Genomic DNA, 18,488 nt, shown 5'->3' on the forward strand with positions numbered 1-18,488 from the left:
CCCCATGTCCGCCAAGCGACTGACCGAAACCCCGAACGTCCACGACAGCGCCACCGTCATCGACTGCACCCTTGGCCGCTGGTCCGAAGTGCAGGCCAATGTCACCCTGAAGGAGGTCACCTTCGGCGATTACTCCTACATCGTGAAGGACAGCTCCGCCGTCTGGTCCACCATCGGCAAGTTCTGCTCCATCGCGCAGGGCGCCCGGATCAACCCGGGCAACCATGCCACCTGGCGGGCGACGCAGCACCATTTCACCTACCGCGCGGAGATGTTCGACCTGGGCGAGGATGATCACGCCTTCTTTCAGTGGCGCCGCGATCACTGGGTCACCATCGGCCATGACGTCTGGATTGGCCATGGCGTCACCGTCCTGCCCGGCGTCACCATCGGCACCGGCGCGGTGATCGGCGCGGGCGCCGTGGTGTCAAAGGACGTCGCCCCCTACGAGATCGTCGGCGGCGTTCCGGCCCGTCCCCTCAAGCGGCGGTTTACACCGGAGCAGGGAGAGGCGATCATGGCGATAGCCTGGTGGGACTGGAGCCATGAGGAGCTGCGCGCTCGCCTGCCGGACATCCGAGCCCTTTCCATAGACGCCTTCATCGAGAAATATTCGTGACATCCCCCAACGGGTCCGAGGGATCTCCCCCCGGTCCGAAAAAGCGCAAGAAGATCGACGCGGGTCTCATCACCCTGCTCTCCATTTGCCTGGCCAGCGGCGCCGGGGTCTGGGTGAAATTCGGCTTCGGCACCGTGCTGGCGACCATGCAGTCCGAAATGGGCTTCGTCCTGGTCCTGCTGCCGAAACTGATCGGCGCGGCGCTGCTGGCGGTCTCCCTGGGCTATGTCATTCCCCGCGAAAGGATCATGGCCCTGGCCGGTCCCGATAGCGGCGTGCTGGGCCTGGCGGTGGCGGCCATCGCCGGGGCGGTCTTTCCGGGCGGGCCTGCGGTGACCTTTGCCCTGACCGCCGGCCTCATGGCCTCGGGGGCCGATCTGGCGGCGGGAGTGGCCATGGTCACGGGCTGGGTGCTGCTTTCGGCCAACCGCACGCTGATCTGGGAATTGTCGTTCCTGCCCGCGCATTTCGTGATCTTCCGGGTGCTGGTCACCCTGCCGGTGCCGATCCTGCTGGGCCTGGCCATCCGCCGCTTCACCCCTCGGGAGGTGCCGGCGGAATGAACATCCTGATCGGCACGATCGTCATCTGGGCCGCCGCCCTCTGGGCGCTGCACCGCGTCCGCCGTGATCACGCGTCCGAACTGCGGACGGTCTTCACCATCTCGATGGATACCTTCACCTTCATGCTGCCCCGGCTGATCCTCGGCATGATGAGCGCGGGCTTCATCGCCCTCCTCCTGCCGGAGGAATTCATCCGCCGCTTCCTCGGGGAAAGCTCGGGCCTGTCGGGGATGCTGATGGCCTCGGTCTTTGGCGCGCTGACGCCTGCCGGGCCCTTCGTGGCCTTCGCGATCTCCGCCTCGGCGATCAAGGCGGGCGCCACCTTCGGGGCCGTGGCCGCCTATGTCACCGCCTGGTGCATCTACTCGCTGCTGCGCATCATGAGCTACGAGGTGCCGATGCTGGGCGGCCGCTTCGCCCGGCACCGGCTGCTCTACTCGCTGCCGGTGCCGGTGCTGATCGGCCTGGCCGCCCAGGCGCTGATGTAGCGCTCAGCCCGCCGCCTTCTGCGGCTCGGCCCCGTGTTTCGCGGCCCATTCGGCGCAGGAACGGATCCCGCCGAGCGGGAAGAAATGCAGCTGTTCCGGCACATTGTCCTGCGTCGCCATGGCTTCGGCGAGATCGGTCAGCACCTCTGTCGGTTCATAGGGCAGCATCAGCTTGGTCACGTCCATCGCGCGCTTCTGCAACACCTTCAGCGACGGACCGACACCGCAGGCGATGGCGAACTTGATCAGCGTCTGCAGCTTCGCGGGCCCCGCGATGCCCACATGCACCGGCAGCTCCACCCCCTCGGCCCGCAGCCGCGCGATCCAGTCCAGCACCGGCTGCGCCTCGAAGGCGAACTGGGTGGCGATGGCCATCTGCGCATCCGTCCGTTCGCTGAAGGCCTGTTTCCAACGCAGCGCCTCGTCCACCATCCGGGTCGAGCCGTCGGGGTCGATGTCCTTGTTGCCCTCCGGGTGGCCACCGACATGCAGCCGGGTGAAGCCGTCGAAACAGCCCGTCTCCATCAGCTGCATCGAGGAGTGGAAATCGCCCACCGGGGTCTTCACCCCGCCCGCCAGCAGGAGCGCCTGATCGACGCCCGCCTCGCCCCGGTAGCGCGCGATCCAGTCCGCAAGCATCGCCTTGTCCGCGATGATCCGCGCCGGGAAATGCGGCATCACCGGGAAACCCTCCCCGGCCAGCCGTTTCGCCGTCGCCACCATTTCCTCGATGGGCGTGCCCTCGATATGGGCGATGTAGACCCGGGTGCCCGCGGGCAGCAGGGTGCGGAAATCCTCGATCTTGGCGGCCGTGCGCGGCATCACCTCGATCGAGTAGCCCTGCACGATCCGATGCAGACCGGCCCCGGTGGCCGCGCCCGACCTGTCGCGTCGTCCGATGAAAGAAATCATGTCTGCTATCCTCCTCATGAGATCGGCCATCCCGGCCCCTCAGTTCATCATCGTGTCCGGCAGGATCAGGACGATCTGCGGGAAGGCGACCAGGATCGCCAGCGTCACCAGCATGGCGACCCAGAACGGCGTCACCCCGGCAAAGATCCGACCCAGCGGCACGTCGCGGGCCACCGATTTCACGATGAACACGTTCACCCCCACGGGGGGGGAGATCAGCCCCATCTCCAGCGTCAGCACCACCAGCACCCCGAACCAGATCGGATCCAGCCCCAGTTGCAGGATCACCGGGAAGTAGATCGGCATGGTCAGCACCAGCATCGCGAACCCCTCCAGGAAGCAGCCCAGCACCAGGTAGGTCAGCAGGATCAGCGCCAGGATCACCGTCGGGCTCAGCGCCAGACCTTCCAGCCAGAGCCCCACCAGCTCCGGGATATGGGTCAGCGCCAGGAAGGGGTTGATCATATGCGCCGCGATCAGGATCAGCATGACCGTCGCCGTCGTCACCACGCTGTCCTTGGCGGCCGCCCAGAAGCGGCGGAAGGTCAGCTTGCCCTGCGCCGCCCCGATCACGATCACCAGACCCGCCCCCACGGCCGATGCCTCGGTGGGCGAAAAGATCCCGGTGTAGATCCCGCCGATGGTCAGGATCACCACCATCAGCACCGGCAGGGCCCCCACCATGGCACGCGCCTTGTCGCCCATGGTCGTGCGCGGCCCCTGCGGCCCGAACCCCGGGCGCAGCCAGCACAGGATCGAAATCGTCGCCAGGAACATCGCCAGCAACAGCAGCCCCGGCAGGACGCCCGCCAGGAACAGCCGCCCGATGCTCTGTTGCGTCAGGATCGCGTAGATGACGAAGCCGGTCGATGGCGGGATCAGGATCCCCAGCGTCCCCCCGGCGGCCACCACCCCCGTCGACAGCCGGCTGTCGTAATTGTAGCGGTCCATCTGGTCCATCGACACCTTGCCCATGGTCAGCGCCGAGGCGACCGAGGACCCAGACAGCGCCGCGAACCCCGCGCAGCCCAGTACCGTGGCCGAGGCCAGCCCACCCTTCATCCGTCCGATCACCGCATAGGCGGCATCGTAAAGCCGCGCGCTCATCCCCGTGACGGAGGCGACATTGCCCATCAGGATGAACAGCGGCACCACCACCAGCTCCGCCGAAGAGGCGAGGGTGAAACTTTCCGAGGCCATCAACGACATGGCCGAATTCAGGTCCCGCAGCACCCAGATGCCCACGAACCCCACGGCGAACATGGCGATCGCCACCGGGATGCGCAGCACCAGCAGACACAGCAGGATCACCATGCCGATCAGGCCGATCATCTCTCCGCTCATTCACGGATCTCCTTCTCGGCCCGGGCCGTTGCCCCCGAAAGGGTCAGTTCCACCGCCCGCAGCAGCATGCCCAGGGCGGTCACCACCGCCAGGGCCGACAGGCCCCACTGGAAATACCATTTCGGCAGGCGGGCAATGTTCGTGGCCAGCTTCAGCATCTGCGACAACTTCGAACTGTCGTAGACCGTCCAGGCGATGCCGGCAAAGATCGCGGCCCCCAGCAGGGCGGCGGCGATATCCAGCAGGTGGTTCAGGCGCGGCGGAAAGCTGCGCTCGAAGATGTCGACGCTGACATGCCCGCCCAGCTTGTCGCAAAGCGCCATGCCGCCGAAGACGATGATCACCATCCCCATCTGGGTGTAATCCTGCGCGCCGGTCAGCGGCGCGTGGAAGCTGCGGCCGAACACATCCACCAGCACCACCAGCGTCACGAAGACCAGGCCCAGGGTGCCGATGAAAGCGGACAGGCCGATCAGCCCGTCCGCGATCTTTCTGAGGGATCCCAGCATTTCGGGCCCTTAGTTGCCGTGCATCACGGCATAGACGTCCTCGCCCCCGATTTCGGAGACGACCTCCGCCGTGACCGGTTCGGTGATCGCGCCAAAGGCCGCGGCCGCGTCGGCCGACAGGGTGATGACCTTCTTCGCAGGATCCGCTTCCAGCCCGGCGATGGTCTCATCCGCGACCCGGTTCCAGGCATCCTCGGCACTCTTCGACAGGGCCTCGCCGGAATAGGCGTCGATGGCGGCCTGCATCTCGGGCGTCAGGCTGTCGAACTTGGCCTGGTTCATCACCACGTAGAAGGTCAGCCGGCCAAGCGGCGCGCCGATGGTGTAGGAATTGGCCACCTCCGACAGCTTGAAGTCGGTGACGGCAGAGGCGCCGGTGACGACGCCGTCGATCAGCCCGGTCTGCAGCGCATTGTAGATCTCGCCCGCGGGCATCTGCACCGGGGTGGCGCCAAGCGCCTCGATCATCGCCGCAGAGGTGGATCCGGCGACCCGCATTTTCAGGCCCTTCAGGTCCTCCGGGCTCTCGATGTCCTTGTCCTTCATGATGAAAATGTTGGGCTCAGACGTCCACAGCGCCAGCGGCTTGGTCGCCGGGAACTCCTGCTTGATCAGGTCCATCGCGGCCCAGAGCGCGGGATAGCCCGGCTCTCCATCCGCGATCACGCCCGGCATTTCGGCGATCATGGTCTTCTGGAACTGGGACGAGGTATAGCCCGGCAGGCCCCAGACGATATCGGCCACGCCCTGCACCACGCGGACGTATTGCTCCAGCGGGCCCTTGCCCAGCTCGCCGCCCGGATAGGCGCGGATGGTCAGCGCGCCATCGGTATCGGCGGCCACGCCATCGGCCAGGGGCTCAATCACCGCGCCCGTCAGGGTATGGGTCGGCGCCGCGAAATGGGCGAAGGACAGTTCCTCCGCCTGGGCGGTCGCCGCGGCAAAGGTAAAGGCACTGGCAAGCGCCAGGCCGGTCACTAGACGATTCATTATTTTCCTCCCGTTTGCAGGGTCGCGGCGCGGGCTCCTCTTCCCGCGTCACTCCGGACCCATGTATACAGACGATACGCCGGATTTCTGAAATATCGAGGGGTTTCGTGGCGAAACCTCGTTTTGTTCTCCTGATTTCCGGGATCACCCCCGGCCCGCAGGGCAGGCCGGGGATACATGGCACTGGATCAGGCGGGCTCTGCCGTCTTGGTGCGCCAGCTGTCCGCGTAGTTCTCCCGCGCTTCCTTGGCATAGGGCGTGGCAGAGACGCGCACCCGGATGTCCGCCTGGCGGTGCTTCTCGGTAGAGGTCTTCTGCGTCTCGTCCGGCTCGCCCCACTTCAGGGTCAGCACGTCACCGATCTGCACGTCCTGGGCCACCACGCCGAGGGAAAGCACCCGGCGCTCGTTGAAGGAGTAGCCGTTGAACATCGACATGCCGACCATCTTGCCGTCCTTCATCACCATGTCGGTGGAGGAGGAGGCATAGTTGGGCTGCGGGAAATCGATCCACTTGCAGGGCACGCCGTCCTCGAAGCTGGAGGCGATGACCTTCATCACGTCCTCGGGGTTCCACTCGAAGGTGACCTTCTTGCGGTTGCTGGGGGCGTCCTTCAGCTTGGCCAGGGCCTCCTTGCCGATGAAGCTGTCCTTCTTCCAGCCGATGTAGAACCCGTAGCCCAGTTCGAACGGGTTGGTGTAGTAGTTCGCGATATCGTCGGTCACGTAGGACCCGCCGATGGAGCCGACGGCCTCGTAGGCATCGGCGCCCAGCCAGTCGCGGTATTCGGCCATCATGCCGTCGCCGGTGTAGATGCCCGGCAGCGGGGAAGGGATCCAGCCCGATTCCAGCGTGTTGGTGGAATAGGCGCGGGACCCGACGCGGCGCAGGTCGACCCCGACCTTCTGCGCGGCCTCCAGGATGGTGGACAGGACGTAGTCGCGATCCTTGTAAGGGCCCCAGACCTCCAGCCCCGGCGCGCCGGCCATGCCGTGCCGCAGCGCCTGCACCTTCTTGGAGCCGATGTTGATCCAGTCGACGTTGAAGAACTTGATCTCCGGCACGGGGCCGCCGTTGATCTCGGTAAAGATCTTGTCGGCATCCGGGCCCTGGATCTGGAACCGGTAATGGGTGCGCAGCACGCGCTCGCCATCGGGCCGGGAATCGGAGCGGGGGTCATGCAGAAGGCGGACGTTCCACTTACCGATGGCAGCCTGGAACTTGGTCCAGTTGGCGGTCGGCTGACGACCGACGAGGACGAACTTGTCCTCGCGTTCGCGGAAGATGATCATGTCGCCGATCACATGGCCCGCGGGCGTCACCGGGACAAAGTGCTTGGCCTTGTTGGTGTCGAAGCTCTTGAAGCCGTTGATGCCGACATAGGCCAGGAAGGCCTCTGCATCGGGGCCCTCGACGATCAGCTCGTCCATGTGGTGGGTCTGATCGAACAGCACCGCGGTATCGCGCCAGGCCTGCTGTTCGCTGCGCCAGTTGGAATATTCCGGGGCGACGACCGGGTATACATAAATCCCGCTTTTCGAATTGCGCAGCAGGTCAACAGCGTTGCCGGCAGCCGAAATAGCAGAGCTAAGGCTTTGAATGGCCATGTGAGGCTCCTCCCTAATCACATGTCTATGTATACATGGGATCGCGAGTCGCGGCGAAAAAATCAAGAGGAAATTCCACGCACCCCCAATAGGAGGCCCGTCGAAAGGCGGCAAATCGCCCCCATCTGCCCTTCTTTCACAGGGATTTTACGGGATCACTTTTCCAGCGGCGCCAGAAGCTCCAACCCCGGAACGGTGGTGATCATGCTGTGATCGCGCGAGAAGATGTATTCAAGATTGCGCCGTGCCGCCTGGGCATGCTCCCGCGCGAGGGCCTCTGCCCGCGCCCCGGCACGCGCCGCGATCGCCGCCACCAGCTCCCGGTGCTGATCCTGTCCGATGGCGAGCGACCGGCGAAAGGCCGAAAGCTCCCCCTCGTTGGGCAGAAAGGCGGAGGGGGAGGCAAAGGGAAGGCTCTTCACCCTCAGAAGTTCCCTCTCGAAGGTGGCGGAGCCGGGAAGGGCCGCCAGGGCCTCGTGAAACTGGCCGTTGAGGTCGGAATAGGCTTCGAAATCAACATCATTGGGATCATCGCCAAAGCAATCATCCAGCCGCCGGACGATATCGCCGATCTCCCTCATCCTGGCCTCGGGCACACCCCTTTCGGCCGCCAGCCGCGCCACGGTACCTTCAAGAACGCCGCGCAATTCCAGGGTATCCAGCACATCGGCATAGGCGAAGCTGCGCACCATGAAGCCGCCATTTCGTGCCCGCTCCAACAAGCCCTCTTCGGCCAGGCGCGACATGGCTTCGCGCACCGGGGTGCGGGAAATCTGCAGCTCCTCCGCCATGGCGACCTCGAACAGGCGGGTGCCACCGGGCAGATCCCCGCTCATGATCCTCTGACGCAGCTCCACCAGGGCGCGCATCGTGTGGGTCTTCGCGGTGGATTCACGGGCCATGTCACTCTCCATCTGACCGGGGATTTGTATACACGCGCCGGGCGCCGCGCAAACCACTTGCGGGAAAACTACCAGCGCGACCACACCATGTATACATTTCAGGCCATTTATCCTTGATACAGACCCGATTCCCGGATAATCCTTCGATCAATGTATGCGCCGTGGAGGGAAGGGAGGACCGCCATGACGACACTGCTACTGATACCGGGGCTTGTCTCCGACGCGCGGATCTGGCGGGAGGTGGGCCAGAGCGCCCCGCTGCCGGCGGCGGATGCCGATGTCACCCGCGACAGCACGATTCCCGACATGGCCCGGCGCCTTCTGGCGGAACACCCCGGCCCGCTGATCCCCGTGGGGCACTCCATGGGCGGCCGCGTCGCGATGGAGATGGCCCGCCAGGCGCCAGACCGCATCCGCGCGATGATCCTCGCCAATACCGGCCACGACAGCCGCAAGGAGGGTGAGGAACCGAAACGCCTGGCGAAAATCGCCCTGGGCCACGCGGACATGGCACGGCTGGCCGCCGAATGGCTGCCGCCGATGCTGGCGCCGGAACGGGTGGGCGACACCGCCCTGGTGGCGGATCTGACCGAGATGGTCCTGGCCATGGGTCCGGAGGTGCATGAGCGCCAGATCCGCGCCCTGCTGGACCGGCCCGACGCCAAGCGCGCCCTGCCTGCGATCACATGCCCCGTGCTGCTGATCACCGGCGCGCGGGACGGCTGGTCCCCCGAGAAGCAACATCATGAAATTGCAGCGCTTCTGCCGCAGGCAGAGGTGAAGGTGATCGAAGGCGCGGGCCATTTCCTGCCCGTCGAGCGGCCGGAGGAGACCGTCGCCGCCATCATCCCCTGGCTGCAGGCACATCTGGAGGAATGCGCATGACCGAAGCGACCATCCCGGAAACCCCGCTGTTCGACCGGCAGGGATCCATCCGGGGCTACAAGATGAACAAGATGGCGATGTCCCTGGGCATCCCGGCCAACCGGGAGGCGTTCCGGATGGACGAGGAAGGCTACCTCGACAGTTACGGCCTGACGGCAGAGGAAAAGGACGCGGTGATGTCGCGCGACTGGCGCCGCATGGTGGCGCTTGGCGGCAACCTGTTCTTCATCCTGAAGATTTCCGCGATCGACCCGGTGGCGATGTCGCAGATCGGCGCGGCCCAGGCGGGGCTGGAGCACGAGGATTTCCTGAAACAGCGTCTGGGGAAAGTGTAATGGCCAGGATCATCGGCGGCGTGGGCACCAGCCACGTACCCTCCATCGGCGTGGCGATCGACAAGGGGCTGGCGGGGACGCCGGACTGGAAGCCCTTCTTCGACGGCTACATCCCCGGCAAGCAGTGGATGGCGGACCAGAAGCCGGATATCGCGGTGGTGATCTTCAACGATCACGGCAACACCTTCTTCCTGGACCGCGTCCCGACCTTCGCCGTGGGCGTGGCCGAGAGCTATCACCCGGTCGATGAAGGCTGGGGCCCGCGGGCGATCCCCGATTTCCAGGGCGCGAGCGAGCTGAGCTGGCATTTCGTGGACAGGCTGGTGGAGAACCATTTCGATCCGCTGGTCTGCCGGGAGATCGAGGTGGATCACGGGCTGCAGGTGCCGATGGAGCTGTTCTTCGGCCGGCCCGAGGCCTGGCCGGTGAAGGTGGTGCCGATCTGGGTGAACACGATCCAATACCCGATTCCCACGCCGCAGCGCTGCTGGGAGATGGGGAAGGTCCTGCGCGAGGCGATCGAGAGCTTCCCCTCGGACGAGCGGGTGGTGATCATGGGCACCGGCGGGCTGTCGCATCAGCTGCAGGGCAGCCGGGCGGGGTTCATCAACCGCGAGGCCGACGAGGCCTGGCTGGACGGGATCGCCAACGATTTCGAGAAGTACCGCGACATGAGCCGCGAGGATTATGTCGAGCAGTTCGGCTCGGAAGGTGCCGAGTTGATCATGTGGCTGGTAATGCGCGCGGCGATGAACCCGCAGGTGGCACTGAAGCACCGGCATTACTACGCCCCCGCCTCCCTCACCGGGGCCGGGATGGTCGTGCTGGAGAACGCGTGATGGCCTTCTTCCTGATGCGCTGCCTGCATCACCCGGACCAGGACGCGGCGAGGGATGCGCACCGCCCGGCGCATCGCGCCTGGGTGCAGTCGGGGGGCGGAGGTCTGGCCTCCGTCCTGATCGGGTCGGCCCTGCTGGGGGAGGCGGGCGGGATCGGCAATTTCGGCATCCTGGAGGCGGCGAGCGCAGCCGATGCCCGGGCCTTTGCCGAGGGCGATCCGTTCAACGCCGCCGGGATCGTGGCGCGGATCGAACTGACCCCGCTGCCCGACACCTTCCAGGCGGGGCGGATCACCGATCCGATGTCGCCCCGGCTGACCGATGCCTGACGGCGCGCCCCCTGCACTGACCGGCCTGCGCACCCGGGTCTTCGTGGAGGGGCTGCAGGTGCAGGCCCTGATCGGCGTGCTGCCGCATGAGCAGGGCCAACGGCAACCGCTGATCCTGGACGTCGAGATGGAGGTGACGCCGCCCACCCGCGACGACCTGCAGCAGGCGCTCGATTACCGCCTGGTGGAGGAGATCGCCGGCGCGCTTGCCGCCCGGCAGACGGGCCTGGTGGAGGTCTTCGCGCAGCGGCTGGCGCGGCAGCTGGTCGATCATCGGCAGGTGCATTCCGCCCGGGTCCGCCTGCGCAAACCCCGCGCGCTGGACAACGGGATCGCCGGGACCGAGGTCACGCTGAGCGCGGCGCACTGAGTCTCCCCCACCGGCAAGATCGCTCAGGATTCAGGTAGAACTTTGCCGATCTTGCTGCGGGGCAGAAACAAAGTTTCCTTTCAAACACACGTGGATCCTTGTTTTCCACGCTCTGACGTCCCTGGACGCCTTGCATGTGCGCTCACAATATTTAACACATTGCGCCAAGATGGGGCGCCGGAACGGCAAGGCCCAGCCAGCGAATTTCGAAAGGACGGGGCCATGAGCTATCCCGACACGCTTCTTCTGATCGACGGTGCCTGGGTGCCTGCCGCCTCCGGCAAGACCCTGGGCGTCGTGAACCCCGCCACCGGCGAAGAGATCGGCCGCTGCGCCCATGCCGGGACCGAAGACCTGGATCGCGCCCTGGCGGCGGTGGACCGGACCTTCCCGGCGTGGAAAGCTGCGGGTCCCTACGAACGCGCGAAGATCATGCGCCGCGCCGCCGACCTGCTGCGGGAGCGCGCCGATGCCGTGGCCGCCATCATGACCGCCGAACAGGGCAAACCCCTGGGCGAGGCCAAGACCGAGATCCTGGGCGCCTGCGACACCATCGACTGGTTCGCCGAGGAAGCCCGCCGCGCCTATGGCCAGGTGATCCCGGCCCGCAAGCCCGGCGTGACCCAGATCACCATCAAGGAAGCCGTCGGCCCGGTCGCCGCCTTCACGCCCTGGAACTTCCCCATCAACCAGGTGGTCCGCAAGGTTTCGGCGGCCCTGGCGACCGGCTGCACCATCATCGTGAAGGCGCCGGAAGAGACCCCGGCCTCCCCGGCCGAACTGATCCGCGCCTTTGTCGATGCGGGCGTGCCCGCCGGCGTGCTGAACCTGGTCTATGGCGATCCGGCCGAAATCTCCGGCTACCTGATCCCGCATCCGGTCATCAAGAAGATCTCCTTCACCGGGTCGACCCCGGTGGGCAAGATGCTGATGGGGATCGCCGGCCAGCACATGAAGCGCGCGACGATGGAACTGGGCGGTCACGCCCCGGTGCTGATCTTCGACGATGCCGATGTGGATGCCGCCATCCAGGGCATGCTGGGCGCCAAGCAGCGCAACGCGGGCCAGGTCTGCGTCTCCCCCACCCGCTTCCTGGTGCAGGAAGGCGTGGCCGATGCCTTTACCGAAGGCTTCGCCAAGGCCTATTCCGCGCTGAAGGTGGGGCCGGGTACCGATCCGGACACCCAGATGGGCCCGCTGGCCAATGACCGCCGCATCCCGGCGCTGGAACGGATGATCGAAGATGCCGTGGCGAAGGGCGCCACCGTGAAGACCGGCGGCAAGCGGGTCGGCAATGTGGGCAACTTCTTCGAACCGACGGTGATCTGCAACGTGCCCACCGATGCGATGATGATGAACGACGAGCCCTTCGGCCCGCTGGCCATCGTCAACCGCTACGAGACCGAGGACGAGATCTTTGCAGAGGCGAACCGCCTGCCCTTCGGCCTGGCCTCCTATGCCTGGTCGACCTCCTCGCGCCGCGTGCAACGGCTGCAGGACGAGGTGCGCGCGGGCATGCTGACGATCAACCACCTGGGCCTGTCGATGCCCGAACTGCCCTTCGGCGGGATCGGCGACAGCGGCATGGGGACGGAAGGCGGATCCGAAGCGATTGAATCCTACCTCGAAACCCGCTTCGTCACCCGGCTGGGATGACGAAGCGGGCCGACCGGTGAACGCGCCGTCCCGAGCGCGTGACCGGATCAGCTGAGTTCGATGTTGAGCATCTTGCGGAGCAGCACCTTCAGCTGCTCCTCTTCCTCGTCGGTGAGATTGGTCGACACCCGACGTTCCAGCCGCGCGATATCGTCATCGGCGCTTTCGAGCAGCAGGAACCCCTTGCGGGTCAGGTTCACGCAGATCGACCGCGCATCGGTGAGCGAGGCAAGCCGCTCCACCAGACCCTTCCGCTCCATCCGGCGCAGGGTATCGCTGACCGTGTTGACGTCCAGCGCGACCATCTCCCCAATGGTCTTCTGCGAGGAATTCGGCTTCTGCCCGATGGCCACCAGCAGTGCCAGCTGACGCGAGGTGATCTCGTATTCCGCGAACACACCCGGAAACAGCGACTCGCACCGGAAATGCGCCCGACGGAGCAGGTGAACCATCACGTCCAGCAAGGCATACTTGCGCGCCACGCTGGACATCCGCATGTCCAGTTCGGCCCGGTCTTTCATATTTTCCATAACACCCATGAAACATCCCCTCCTGCCCGCGTCATCGGGTAGAATGCGCGGAACTGATACAAACAATTTTGATTTTACCTAAAACAACTACACATTGACACAACTCAATTTGCAATTGAGCAATTACGTCGGGCTAATTATACTTTTGTCGTACGGCAGACGTGATTTCATTGATCAGCGCCCTTTGCGCGGGGGTCGGGATCCAGTCTGCCCGAGTGGTCAGACCGATGGGGCGCCGTGTCCCTTCGAGGGCCAGGTGCAGGGGCCGGATCAGGCCCAGGTCGACCTCTGACGCGACCTGCATCCGGGAAATGAACCCGATGTGATCCGAGGCGCGCAACAGTTGCCGCATGAGGATCATCGAGCTCGTCTCGACAAAGCTGTCGGGCCGGGGCAGCCCTTCGAAGAGCGCATCGAAAATCTGCCGTGACGGGGTGCCGTGGCGCGCCAGGACCCAGGGCATCCCGGCCAGTTCCTCCAACGTCAGGTCCGTCCTGTCCCGCAGGGGATGATCGGGGCCCACCACGGCAATCAGATCATCCTCGAACAGCACCTCCTGTTGCACGTCGCCAATGGGAAGCGGGTCGCGCAGCGCGCCGATCAGCACGTCGATCTCCCCCCGGCGCAGACCGTGCAACAGGTCGTCGTAGGGGCCCTCGTCTATGCGGATCTCGATCGTCGGGCGCGTGGCGCGGAAGGCGACGATGGCCTCCGCCAGGATCGAACTGCGCGACAGCGGCATGGCACCCACGACAATGCGCCCGGCCTCCCGCCCTGCATGTTCTGCAAGCTCCATCACGGCCTGGTCGAGTTCGGCAATGGCCAGGCGCGCCGCATCCGCCAGCTGGCGCGCGGCGGCCTTGGCGCGGATGCCCGATGCGCTCCTTTCGAACAGGGGTTTGCGCGCTTCCTCCTCCAGGTAGGCGACGGCACGGTGCACTGTGGGCTGCGCCAGGCCAAGCTGCCGCGCCGCGAGAGAGAAATTTCCCGTTTCCCGCAAGGCGATCAGCGCTTCGAGCTGGGCCAGGCTGGCACTACGCCCCAGGCGCGGGGCGATCGGTGCGGCGGCCCCGTCTATGCGGCGCAGGGCGCGCCCGACCCGGGCGGCCAGAAGCTCCCCCGCGTGGGTCGCGTAAAGGCCCTGCGCCTGATGCCGGAACAGCAGCTGCGCCAGGTCCCGCTCCAGCTTGGCGATCGCCTGGGTCGCCGCGGGCTGCGACAGGTGACAGTCCTCCGCCGCGCGGGAGACAGAGCTGTGCTGCACCACCGCCAGGAAGACCCGCAGGTGACGCAGGTTCCATTTCACCATGATCCGCCCCTTTTGGAATCGGCCTCGCTGCATTGCAGAAAGATCCGCGGCATTGGGAATTCCGCCGCCTTTCAATTGCCGCCGCGGCAAGATGAACGGCCAAGACGCCCATCCTGTCTATAGCATGAGCTTATGAGCTGTCACTGTCTTCAAATTTGGGTTTTGCCCGGCGATGCCCGACAGTCCGCGCGAGCGCAACCGCCGCCTGCCGCGCGGTTGCCAGGAAGGAGACCCCCCAATGCCCGACTCGTCCGACAAACCCACCGTCCTGGTCCTTTCGGCCCACGCCGCCGACTTCGTCTGGCGCTGCGGTGGCGCCATCGCCCTGCACGCCCAGAAGGGCTACGACGTGACCGTCGCCTGCATGTCCTTCGGCGAACGCGGAGAGAGCGCGCGCCTGTGGAAGGACGGCAAATCCCTGGAGGAGGTGAAGGCCATTCGCCGCGCAGAGGCAGAGGCCGCCGCCGAAGCGCTTGGCGTGGCCCGGCTGGAATGCTTCGACCTGGGCGATTACCCGCTGGAGCTGGACTGGGAGGACAAGTACCGGCTGGTCGATCTGATCCGGCAGGTTCAGCCGAAGTTCATGCTGAGCCACAGCCAGTACGACCCCTACAACACCGACCACATGTACATGACCCAGGTCGCGCTGGAGACCCGGATGATCGCCCAGGCCTGGGGCCACAACCCGGGCGAAAAGGTGCTGGGCGCGCCGCAGCTCTACCTGTTCGAGCCGCACCAGACCGAGCAGATGGGCTGGAAGCCGGATACCTTCCTGGACATCACGCCGGTCTGGGACAGGAAGCGCGCGGCGATGGAATGCATGAACGGGCAGGTCCATCTGTGGGACTACTACACCCGTGTCGCGCAGCAGCGCGCGAACCATTTCAAACGCAACTCCGGCGGGATGTCCGGCGGACGTGACTGCCAGTACGCGGAGGGCTTCCAGTCCATCTTCCCGCGCACCGTCGACGAACTGTGAGGCCCGAGATGACCCAAGTCCCCACCATGCCGCAACCCGACCTGGCCCACCTCGGCCATGTCGAGGTGCTGACCAACAAGTACGAGGAAAGCCTCGATTTCTTCACCCGGGTCTTCGGCCTGAAGCTTTCCGCCGAGGACGAGGGCAGCGCCTACCTGCGCGCCTGGGAAGACTACGAGTTCTGCACGCTGAAGCTGACGAAATCCGACACCACCGGGATCGGGCACATCGGCTACCGCGTCGCCTCGCCCGAGGCGCTGGAGCGGCGCGTGGCCGCCATCGAGGCCAGCGATTACGTCAAGCACGGCTGGGTCGAGGGCGACCTGTCCCATGGCCGCGCCTACCGGTTCGAGGATCCCTTCGGCCATGTGTTCGAACTGTACTGGGACACGGTGAAGTACCAGGCGCCGCCCGAAGATGCCTCGGCGTTGAAGAACCTGGCCTCGCGCTATCATCACACCGGCATCAGCCCGCGCCGGATCGACCACGTGAACCTGCTGGGCGAGGACGTGACCGCCTTCCGCGACTGGGTGGCGACCTGCCTCGGGTCCCGCGTGACCGAGTACATCCAGCTGGACAACGGGCGGCTGGGGGGCTGCTGGTTCTCCTGCAACAACAAGACCTATGACCTTGTCTGTTCCGAGGAACGCGGCGGCGGCAATGGCCGTCTGCACCACGTCACCTTCGCCACCGACACGCGTGAAGACATCCTGCGCGCCGCCGACATCTACCTGGAAAACGGCGTGCATATCGAGACCGGGCCGCACAAGCATGCGATCCAGGGGTCGTTCTTCCTCTATGCCTGGGAGCCTGCGGGCAATCGGATCGAACTGGCCAATGCCGGGGCGCGGCTGATCCTCGACCCGACCTGGGAACCCGTCGTCTGGACCGAGGCGGACCGGATGAAGGGCCAGGCCTGGGGGCTGAAGACCATCGAGAGCTTCCACACCCACGGCACCCCGCCGGTGAAGAAGGAGCACTGAGCCATGGCAAATGTTGTCGTTCAAAACGTCGAGCGGGCCGATCCTGCCGTGATCGACGAGCTGGCCGCCGCGGGCGTGGCCACCGTGCACGAGGCCGCCGGGCGCACCGGCTGCCTTGCCGCCTACATGCGTCCCATCCAGCAGGGGGTGAAGATCGCGGGATCGGCGGTCACGATCTCTGCCGCGCCCGGGGACAACTGGATGATCCACGTGGCCATCGAGCAGTTGAAGGCGGGGGACGTGATGGTGCTGGCGCCGACATCACCCTGCGACAACGGCTATTTCGGTGACTTGCTGGCGACCTCCGCCCAGGCGCGGGGCTGTCGCGGGCTGATCATCGACGCCGGCTGCCGGGATACCGCCGACCTGCGCGAGATGGGCTTTCCGGTCTGGTCCAGGGCGGTATCGGCGCAAGGCACCGTGAAGGAAACGCTGGGGTCGGTGAACGTGGATATCGTCTGTGCCGGGCAGGCGATCCGGGCGGGCGATATCGTGGTGGCCGATGACGACGGCGTCTGCGTGGTGCGCCGGGAAGAGGCCGGAACGGTGCTGGAGGCCGTGCGCAAGCGGCTGGCGGCGGAAGAGGCCAAGCGGGTGCGGCTTGCCGCCGGTGAGCTGGGCCTCGACATCTACGACATGCGGCCGAGGTTGGAGGCCAGGGGCCTGAAATACATCTGAGGGAGGGAGGGGGCGCTGCCCCCCTCTTGAGCCCTGGCGGGCTCAATTCACCCCCGGAGTATTTCCAGCCCGGTGATTGGGAGTTTCGCGATGAGCTTTGAGGCCGATGGCATTCCCTGCCTGTGGATGCGGGGCGGGACGTCGAAGGGGGCCTATTTCCTGGCCTCCGACCTGCCGGCGGATCCCGCCGCGCGGGATGCGGTTCTGCTGCGGATCATGGGATCCCCCGATCCGCGCCAGATCGACGGGATCGGCGGGGCGGATCCGCTGACCTCCAAGGTGGCGGTGCTGGCGCCGCCCACACGGCCCGATGCGGATGTCGACTACCTGTTCCTGCAGGTCTTCGTCGATCAGGCGCTGGTCAGCGATGCCCAGGCCTGCGGCAATATCCTGGCAGGTGTCGGCCCGGCGGCGATCGAACGCGGGCTGGTGCCGGTCGCGGGGGAGGTGACCGGGGTGCGTATCCATATGCTCAACACCGGAGAGGTCGCCGTGGCGAAGGTGCAGACGCCGGGCGGGAGGGTCAGCTACGCGGGCGATGCGGCCATCGACGGCGTGCCCGGGACCCACGCGCCGGTGCCGCTGATGTTCACCGGGATCGCCGGGTCGATGACCGGCGGGGGCGTGATGCTGCCCACCGGGAACGGCGTCGACGTGATCGACGGCGTGGCCTGCACCCTGATCGACAACGGCATGCCCTGCGTGATCATGGCCGCCCGCGATCTTGGCATCAGCGGCGAGGAGACGCGGGAGGAGCTGGAGGAGAATGACGCGCTGAAACAACGGCTTGAGGCGATCCGCCTGCAGGCCGGCCCGCGGATGAACCTGGGCGACGTGACCGGGAAGTCGGTACCGAAGATGACGCTGGTCTCCGCCCCGCGTGCGGGCGGCGCCCTGTCGACGCGGAGCTTCATCCCGCATCGCTGCCATGCTTCCATCGGGGTCTTTGCCGCCGTCACCGTGGCCTCTGCCTGCCTGGTGCCGGACAGCCCGGCGGCGCGGCTGGCGGTGCTGCCCGGCGACGGACGGTTCCGGATCGAGCATCCCTCGGGCGCTGCGGAGGTGCTGATCGAGACCGACGCAGCGGGCGCCATCACCGGGGCGGGCACCCTGCGGACGGCGCGCAAGCTGTTCGATGGAAAGGTTTTTACCTGAAGATCAGAAGACGGGGTGTTCGATCTCGGGCGGGAAGATCACCGTGCCGTCCTCGTCGTGGTAGAGGTAGCCGTAGGGGTCGATCCGGGCATCGCCGATGCGCAGGCGGACATCGACCTGGCCGTCCCCGCGCGACATGCAGTGGCGGGGGATATTGCCCAGGGCGAGGATGCCGATGTCGAACGTCCGGATCTCCGTCACGTCCTTCACCGCGCCCCAGATGACGATGCCGGCCCAGCCGTTTTCGGCAAAGCGGCGGGTGAGTCGGCCCCCCAGAAGCGCTGCGTGCACGGATCCGCCGCCATCCACGACCAACACGCGGCCATCGCCTTCGCTGCGGGAGAGTTCGCGCAGTTTCGTGTTGTCTTCGAAGCACTTGAGTGTCTCGATAGGGCCGTGGAATACCGTGCGGGAGCCGTAGGATTTCAGGCCGTAGGGCAGGATCTCGATTGCGTTTCCGTAATCTTCATGCAGGTCGCATGTCGTCTTCATCGTTACCGTTTCCA

General features: G+C 65.9%; 22 protein-coding genes. 13 read left to right on the forward strand and 9 right to left on the reverse strand.

The annotated features are described in order from the left end of the window. Positions 1–4 precede the first annotated feature (4 nt). The 3 genes from AC2IR1_RS00110 to AC2IR1_RS00120 are packed head-to-tail and all read left to right on the forward strand — an operon-like array spanning position 5 to position 1,670. Positions 5–619: a DapH/DapD/GlmU-related protein gene (locus AC2IR1_RS00110; protein ID WP_486474251.1), complete on the forward strand. Its 615-nt coding sequence runs from the start codon at positions 5–7 to the stop codon at positions 617–619. Beyond that, positions 616–1,182 (forward strand): hypothetical protein, encoded by a 567-nt coding sequence (locus AC2IR1_RS00115; protein ID WP_486474252.1) that lies wholly within the window; start codon positions 616–618, stop codon positions 1,180–1,182. Before AC2IR1_RS00110 ends, AC2IR1_RS00115 begins: the two co-directional genes overlap by 4 nt. Then, positions 1,179–1,670, forward strand: a complete 492-nt coding sequence (locus tag AC2IR1_RS00120; protein WP_486474253.1) for a hypothetical protein — start codon at positions 1,179–1,181, stop codon at positions 1,668–1,670. The genes AC2IR1_RS00115 and AC2IR1_RS00120 overlap by 4 nt, the downstream gene beginning before the upstream one ends. A 3-nt stretch (positions 1,671–1,673) precedes the next feature. Here AC2IR1_RS00120 and AC2IR1_RS00125 read toward each other — a convergent pair whose 3' ends face one another. The 6 genes from AC2IR1_RS00125 to AC2IR1_RS00150 all read right to left on the reverse strand — a co-directional run bounded on the left by AC2IR1_RS00125 (position 1,674) and on the right by AC2IR1_RS00150 (position 7,934). Continuing rightward, positions 1,674–2,582, reverse strand: coding sequence for a methylenetetrahydrofolate reductase (locus AC2IR1_RS00125; RefSeq protein WP_486474254.1), 909 nt, complete (start codon positions 2,580–2,582; stop codon positions 1,674–1,676). Positions 2,583–2,621: 39 nt separating this feature from the next. Continuing rightward, positions 2,622–3,926, reverse strand: coding sequence for a TRAP transporter large permease (locus AC2IR1_RS00130; RefSeq protein WP_486474255.1), 1,305 nt, complete (start codon positions 3,924–3,926; stop codon positions 2,622–2,624). Then, positions 3,923–4,435: a TRAP transporter small permease gene (locus AC2IR1_RS00135; RefSeq protein WP_486474256.1), complete on the reverse strand. Its 513-nt coding sequence runs from the start codon at positions 4,433–4,435 to the stop codon at positions 3,923–3,925. Before AC2IR1_RS00135 ends, AC2IR1_RS00130 begins: the two co-directional genes overlap by 4 nt. Before the next feature lie 9 nt (positions 4,436–4,444). Further along, complete coding sequence (locus AC2IR1_RS00140; RefSeq protein WP_486474257.1) at positions 4,445–5,425, reverse strand: TRAP transporter substrate-binding protein; 981 nt, start codon at positions 5,423–5,425, stop codon at positions 4,445–4,447. 188 nt (positions 5,426–5,613) lie between these two features. Further along, complete coding sequence (gene ligM, locus AC2IR1_RS00145; protein ID WP_486474258.1) at positions 5,614–7,032, reverse strand: vanillate/3-O-methylgallate O-demethylase; 1,419 nt, start codon at positions 7,030–7,032, stop codon at positions 5,614–5,616. A 155-nt stretch (positions 7,033–7,187) separates the two neighbouring features. Then, positions 7,188–7,934, reverse strand: coding sequence for a GntR family transcriptional regulator (locus AC2IR1_RS00150; protein WP_486474259.1), 747 nt, complete (start codon positions 7,932–7,934; stop codon positions 7,188–7,190). Between the two features lie 183 nt (positions 7,935–8,117). Between AC2IR1_RS00150 and AC2IR1_RS00155 the strand changes: the two genes are divergently transcribed. The 6 genes from AC2IR1_RS00155 to AC2IR1_RS00180 all read left to right on the forward strand — a co-directional run bounded on the left by AC2IR1_RS00155 (position 8,118) and on the right by AC2IR1_RS00180 (position 12,348). After that, positions 8,118–8,819, forward strand: a complete 702-nt coding sequence (locus AC2IR1_RS00155) for an alpha/beta fold hydrolase (RefSeq protein WP_486474260.1) — start codon at positions 8,118–8,120, stop codon at positions 8,817–8,819. Beyond that, entirely contained in the window at positions 8,816–9,154 is a 339-nt protein-coding gene (locus AC2IR1_RS00160) for an extradiol ring-cleavage dioxygenase (protein ID WP_486474261.1), read from the forward strand. Before AC2IR1_RS00155 ends, AC2IR1_RS00160 begins: the two co-directional genes overlap by 4 nt. Then, positions 9,154–9,993 (forward strand): class III extradiol dioxygenase family protein, encoded by an 840-nt coding sequence (locus tag AC2IR1_RS00165; protein ID WP_486474262.1) that lies wholly within the window; start codon positions 9,154–9,156, stop codon positions 9,991–9,993. The genes AC2IR1_RS00160 and AC2IR1_RS00165 overlap by 1 nt, the downstream gene beginning before the upstream one ends. Next, the gene (locus AC2IR1_RS00170; protein WP_486474263.1) at positions 9,993–10,322 is read left to right on the forward strand and encodes a YciI family protein; all 330 of its coding nucleotides are present in this window, start codon (positions 9,993–9,995) and stop codon (positions 10,320–10,322) included. The genes AC2IR1_RS00165 and AC2IR1_RS00170 overlap by 1 nt, the downstream gene beginning before the upstream one ends. After that, complete coding sequence (locus AC2IR1_RS00175; RefSeq protein ID WP_486474264.1) at positions 10,315–10,692, forward strand: dihydroneopterin aldolase; 378 nt, start codon at positions 10,315–10,317, stop codon at positions 10,690–10,692. The genes AC2IR1_RS00170 and AC2IR1_RS00175 overlap by 8 nt, the downstream gene beginning before the upstream one ends. A gap of 222 nt (positions 10,693–10,914) precedes the next feature. Then, the gene (locus AC2IR1_RS00180) at positions 10,915–12,348 is read left to right on the forward strand and encodes an NAD-dependent succinate-semialdehyde dehydrogenase (protein ID WP_486474265.1); all 1,434 of its coding nucleotides are present in this window, start codon (positions 10,915–10,917) and stop codon (positions 12,346–12,348) included. Between the two features lie 47 nt (positions 12,349–12,395). Here the strand turns inward: AC2IR1_RS00180 and AC2IR1_RS00185 are convergent, their stop codons facing one another. Both AC2IR1_RS00185 and AC2IR1_RS00190 read right to left on the reverse strand, forming a co-directional pair. After that, positions 12,396–12,887: a MarR family winged helix-turn-helix transcriptional regulator gene (locus tag AC2IR1_RS00185; RefSeq protein WP_486474266.1), complete on the reverse strand. Its 492-nt coding sequence runs from the start codon at positions 12,885–12,887 to the stop codon at positions 12,396–12,398. 124 nt (positions 12,888–13,011) lie between these two features. Then, positions 13,012–14,187 carry a LysR family transcriptional regulator gene (locus tag AC2IR1_RS00190; RefSeq protein WP_486474267.1) on the reverse strand — a complete coding sequence of 392 codons (1,176 nt, stop codon included), beginning with the start codon at positions 14,185–14,187 and terminating at the stop codon, positions 13,012–13,014. A 238-nt stretch (positions 14,188–14,425) separates the two neighbouring features. Between AC2IR1_RS00190 and AC2IR1_RS00195 the strand changes: the two genes are divergently transcribed. The 4 genes from AC2IR1_RS00195 (at position 14,426) to AC2IR1_RS00210 (ending at position 17,982) form a co-directional block, all read left to right on the forward strand. Then, entirely contained in the window at positions 14,426–15,166 is a 741-nt protein-coding gene (locus tag AC2IR1_RS00195) for a PIG-L deacetylase family protein (protein ID WP_486474268.1), read from the forward strand. An 8-nt stretch (positions 15,167–15,174) separates the two neighbouring features. Then, complete coding sequence (locus tag AC2IR1_RS00200) at positions 15,175–16,149, forward strand: VOC family protein (RefSeq protein ID WP_486474269.1); 975 nt, start codon at positions 15,175–15,177, stop codon at positions 16,147–16,149. A gap of 3 nt (positions 16,150–16,152) precedes the next feature. Continuing rightward, positions 16,153–16,827 carry a 4-carboxy-4-hydroxy-2-oxoadipate aldolase/oxaloacetate decarboxylase gene (locus AC2IR1_RS00205; RefSeq protein ID WP_486474270.1) on the forward strand — a complete coding sequence of 225 codons (675 nt, stop codon included), beginning with the start codon at positions 16,153–16,155 and terminating at the stop codon, positions 16,825–16,827. Between the two features lie 90 nt (positions 16,828–16,917). Beyond that, positions 16,918–17,982: a 4-oxalomesaconate tautomerase gene (locus AC2IR1_RS00210; RefSeq protein WP_486474271.1), complete on the forward strand. Its 1,065-nt coding sequence runs from the start codon at positions 16,918–16,920 to the stop codon at positions 17,980–17,982. 3 nt (positions 17,983–17,985) lie between these two features. On the opposite strand, the gene rraA is transcribed toward AC2IR1_RS00210, so the two are convergent. Beyond that, complete coding sequence (gene rraA, locus AC2IR1_RS00215) at positions 17,986–18,474, reverse strand: ribonuclease E activity regulator RraA (RefSeq protein WP_486474272.1); 489 nt, start codon at positions 18,472–18,474, stop codon at positions 17,986–17,988. Positions 18,475–18,488 lie beyond the last annotated feature (14 nt).

It is taken from the genome of Pseudooceanicola sp. NS-SX8, assembly GCF_057380755.1.

Bases quoted from the DNA above. Each gene is read 5' to 3' on its own strand.
- AC2IR1_RS00110 (WP_486474251.1), top strand. From the start codon at position 5: ATGTCCGCCAAGCGACTGACCGAAACCCCGAACGTCCACGACAGCGCC.
- AC2IR1_RS00120 (WP_486474253.1), top strand. From the start codon at position 1,179: ATGAACATCCTGATCGGCACGATCGTCATCTGGGCCGCCGCCCTCTGG.
- AC2IR1_RS00125 (WP_486474254.1), bottom strand. From the start codon at position 2,582: ATGATTTCTTTCATCGGACGACGCGACAGGTCGGGCGCGGCCACCGGG.
- AC2IR1_RS00130 (WP_486474255.1), bottom strand. From the start codon at position 3,926: ATGAGCGGAGAGATGATCGGCCTGATCGGCATGGTGATCCTGCTGTGT.
- AC2IR1_RS00135 (WP_486474256.1), bottom strand. From the start codon at position 4,435: ATGCTGGGATCCCTCAGAAAGATCGCGGACGGGCTGATCGGCCTGTCC.
- AC2IR1_RS00140 (WP_486474257.1), bottom strand. From the start codon at position 5,425: ATGAATCGTCTAGTGACCGGCCTGGCGCTTGCCAGTGCCTTTACCTTT.
- ligM (WP_486474258.1), bottom strand. From the start codon at position 7,032: ATGGCCATTCAAAGCCTTAGCTCTGCTATTTCGGCTGCCGGCAACGCT.
- AC2IR1_RS00150 (WP_486474259.1), bottom strand. From the start codon at position 7,934: ATGGCCCGTGAATCCACCGCGAAGACCCACACGATGCGCGCCCTGGTG.
- AC2IR1_RS00155 (WP_486474260.1), top strand. From the start codon at position 8,118: ATGACGACACTGCTACTGATACCGGGGCTTGTCTCCGACGCGCGGATC.
- AC2IR1_RS00160 (WP_486474261.1), top strand. From the start codon at position 8,816: ATGACCGAAGCGACCATCCCGGAAACCCCGCTGTTCGACCGGCAGGGA.
- AC2IR1_RS00165 (WP_486474262.1), top strand. From the start codon at position 9,154: ATGGCCAGGATCATCGGCGGCGTGGGCACCAGCCACGTACCCTCCATC.
- AC2IR1_RS00170 (WP_486474263.1), top strand. From the start codon at position 9,993: ATGGCCTTCTTCCTGATGCGCTGCCTGCATCACCCGGACCAGGACGCG.
- AC2IR1_RS00175 (WP_486474264.1), top strand. From the start codon at position 10,315: ATGCCTGACGGCGCGCCCCCTGCACTGACCGGCCTGCGCACCCGGGTC.
- AC2IR1_RS00180 (WP_486474265.1), top strand. From the start codon at position 10,915: ATGAGCTATCCCGACACGCTTCTTCTGATCGACGGTGCCTGGGTGCCT.
- AC2IR1_RS00185 (WP_486474266.1), bottom strand. From the start codon at position 12,887: ATGGGTGTTATGGAAAATATGAAAGACCGGGCCGAACTGGACATGCGG.
- AC2IR1_RS00190 (WP_486474267.1), bottom strand. From the start codon at position 14,187: ATGGTGAAATGGAACCTGCGTCACCTGCGGGTCTTCCTGGCGGTGGTG.
- AC2IR1_RS00195 (WP_486474268.1), top strand. From the start codon at position 14,426: ATGCCCGACTCGTCCGACAAACCCACCGTCCTGGTCCTTTCGGCCCAC.
- AC2IR1_RS00200 (WP_486474269.1), top strand. From the start codon at position 15,175: ATGACCCAAGTCCCCACCATGCCGCAACCCGACCTGGCCCACCTCGGC.
- AC2IR1_RS00205 (WP_486474270.1), top strand. From the start codon at position 16,153: ATGGCAAATGTTGTCGTTCAAAACGTCGAGCGGGCCGATCCTGCCGTG.
- AC2IR1_RS00210 (WP_486474271.1), top strand. From the start codon at position 16,918: ATGAGCTTTGAGGCCGATGGCATTCCCTGCCTGTGGATGCGGGGCGGG.
- rraA (WP_486474272.1), bottom strand. From the start codon at position 18,474: ATGAAGACGACATGCGACCTGCATGAAGATTACGGAAACGCAATCGAG.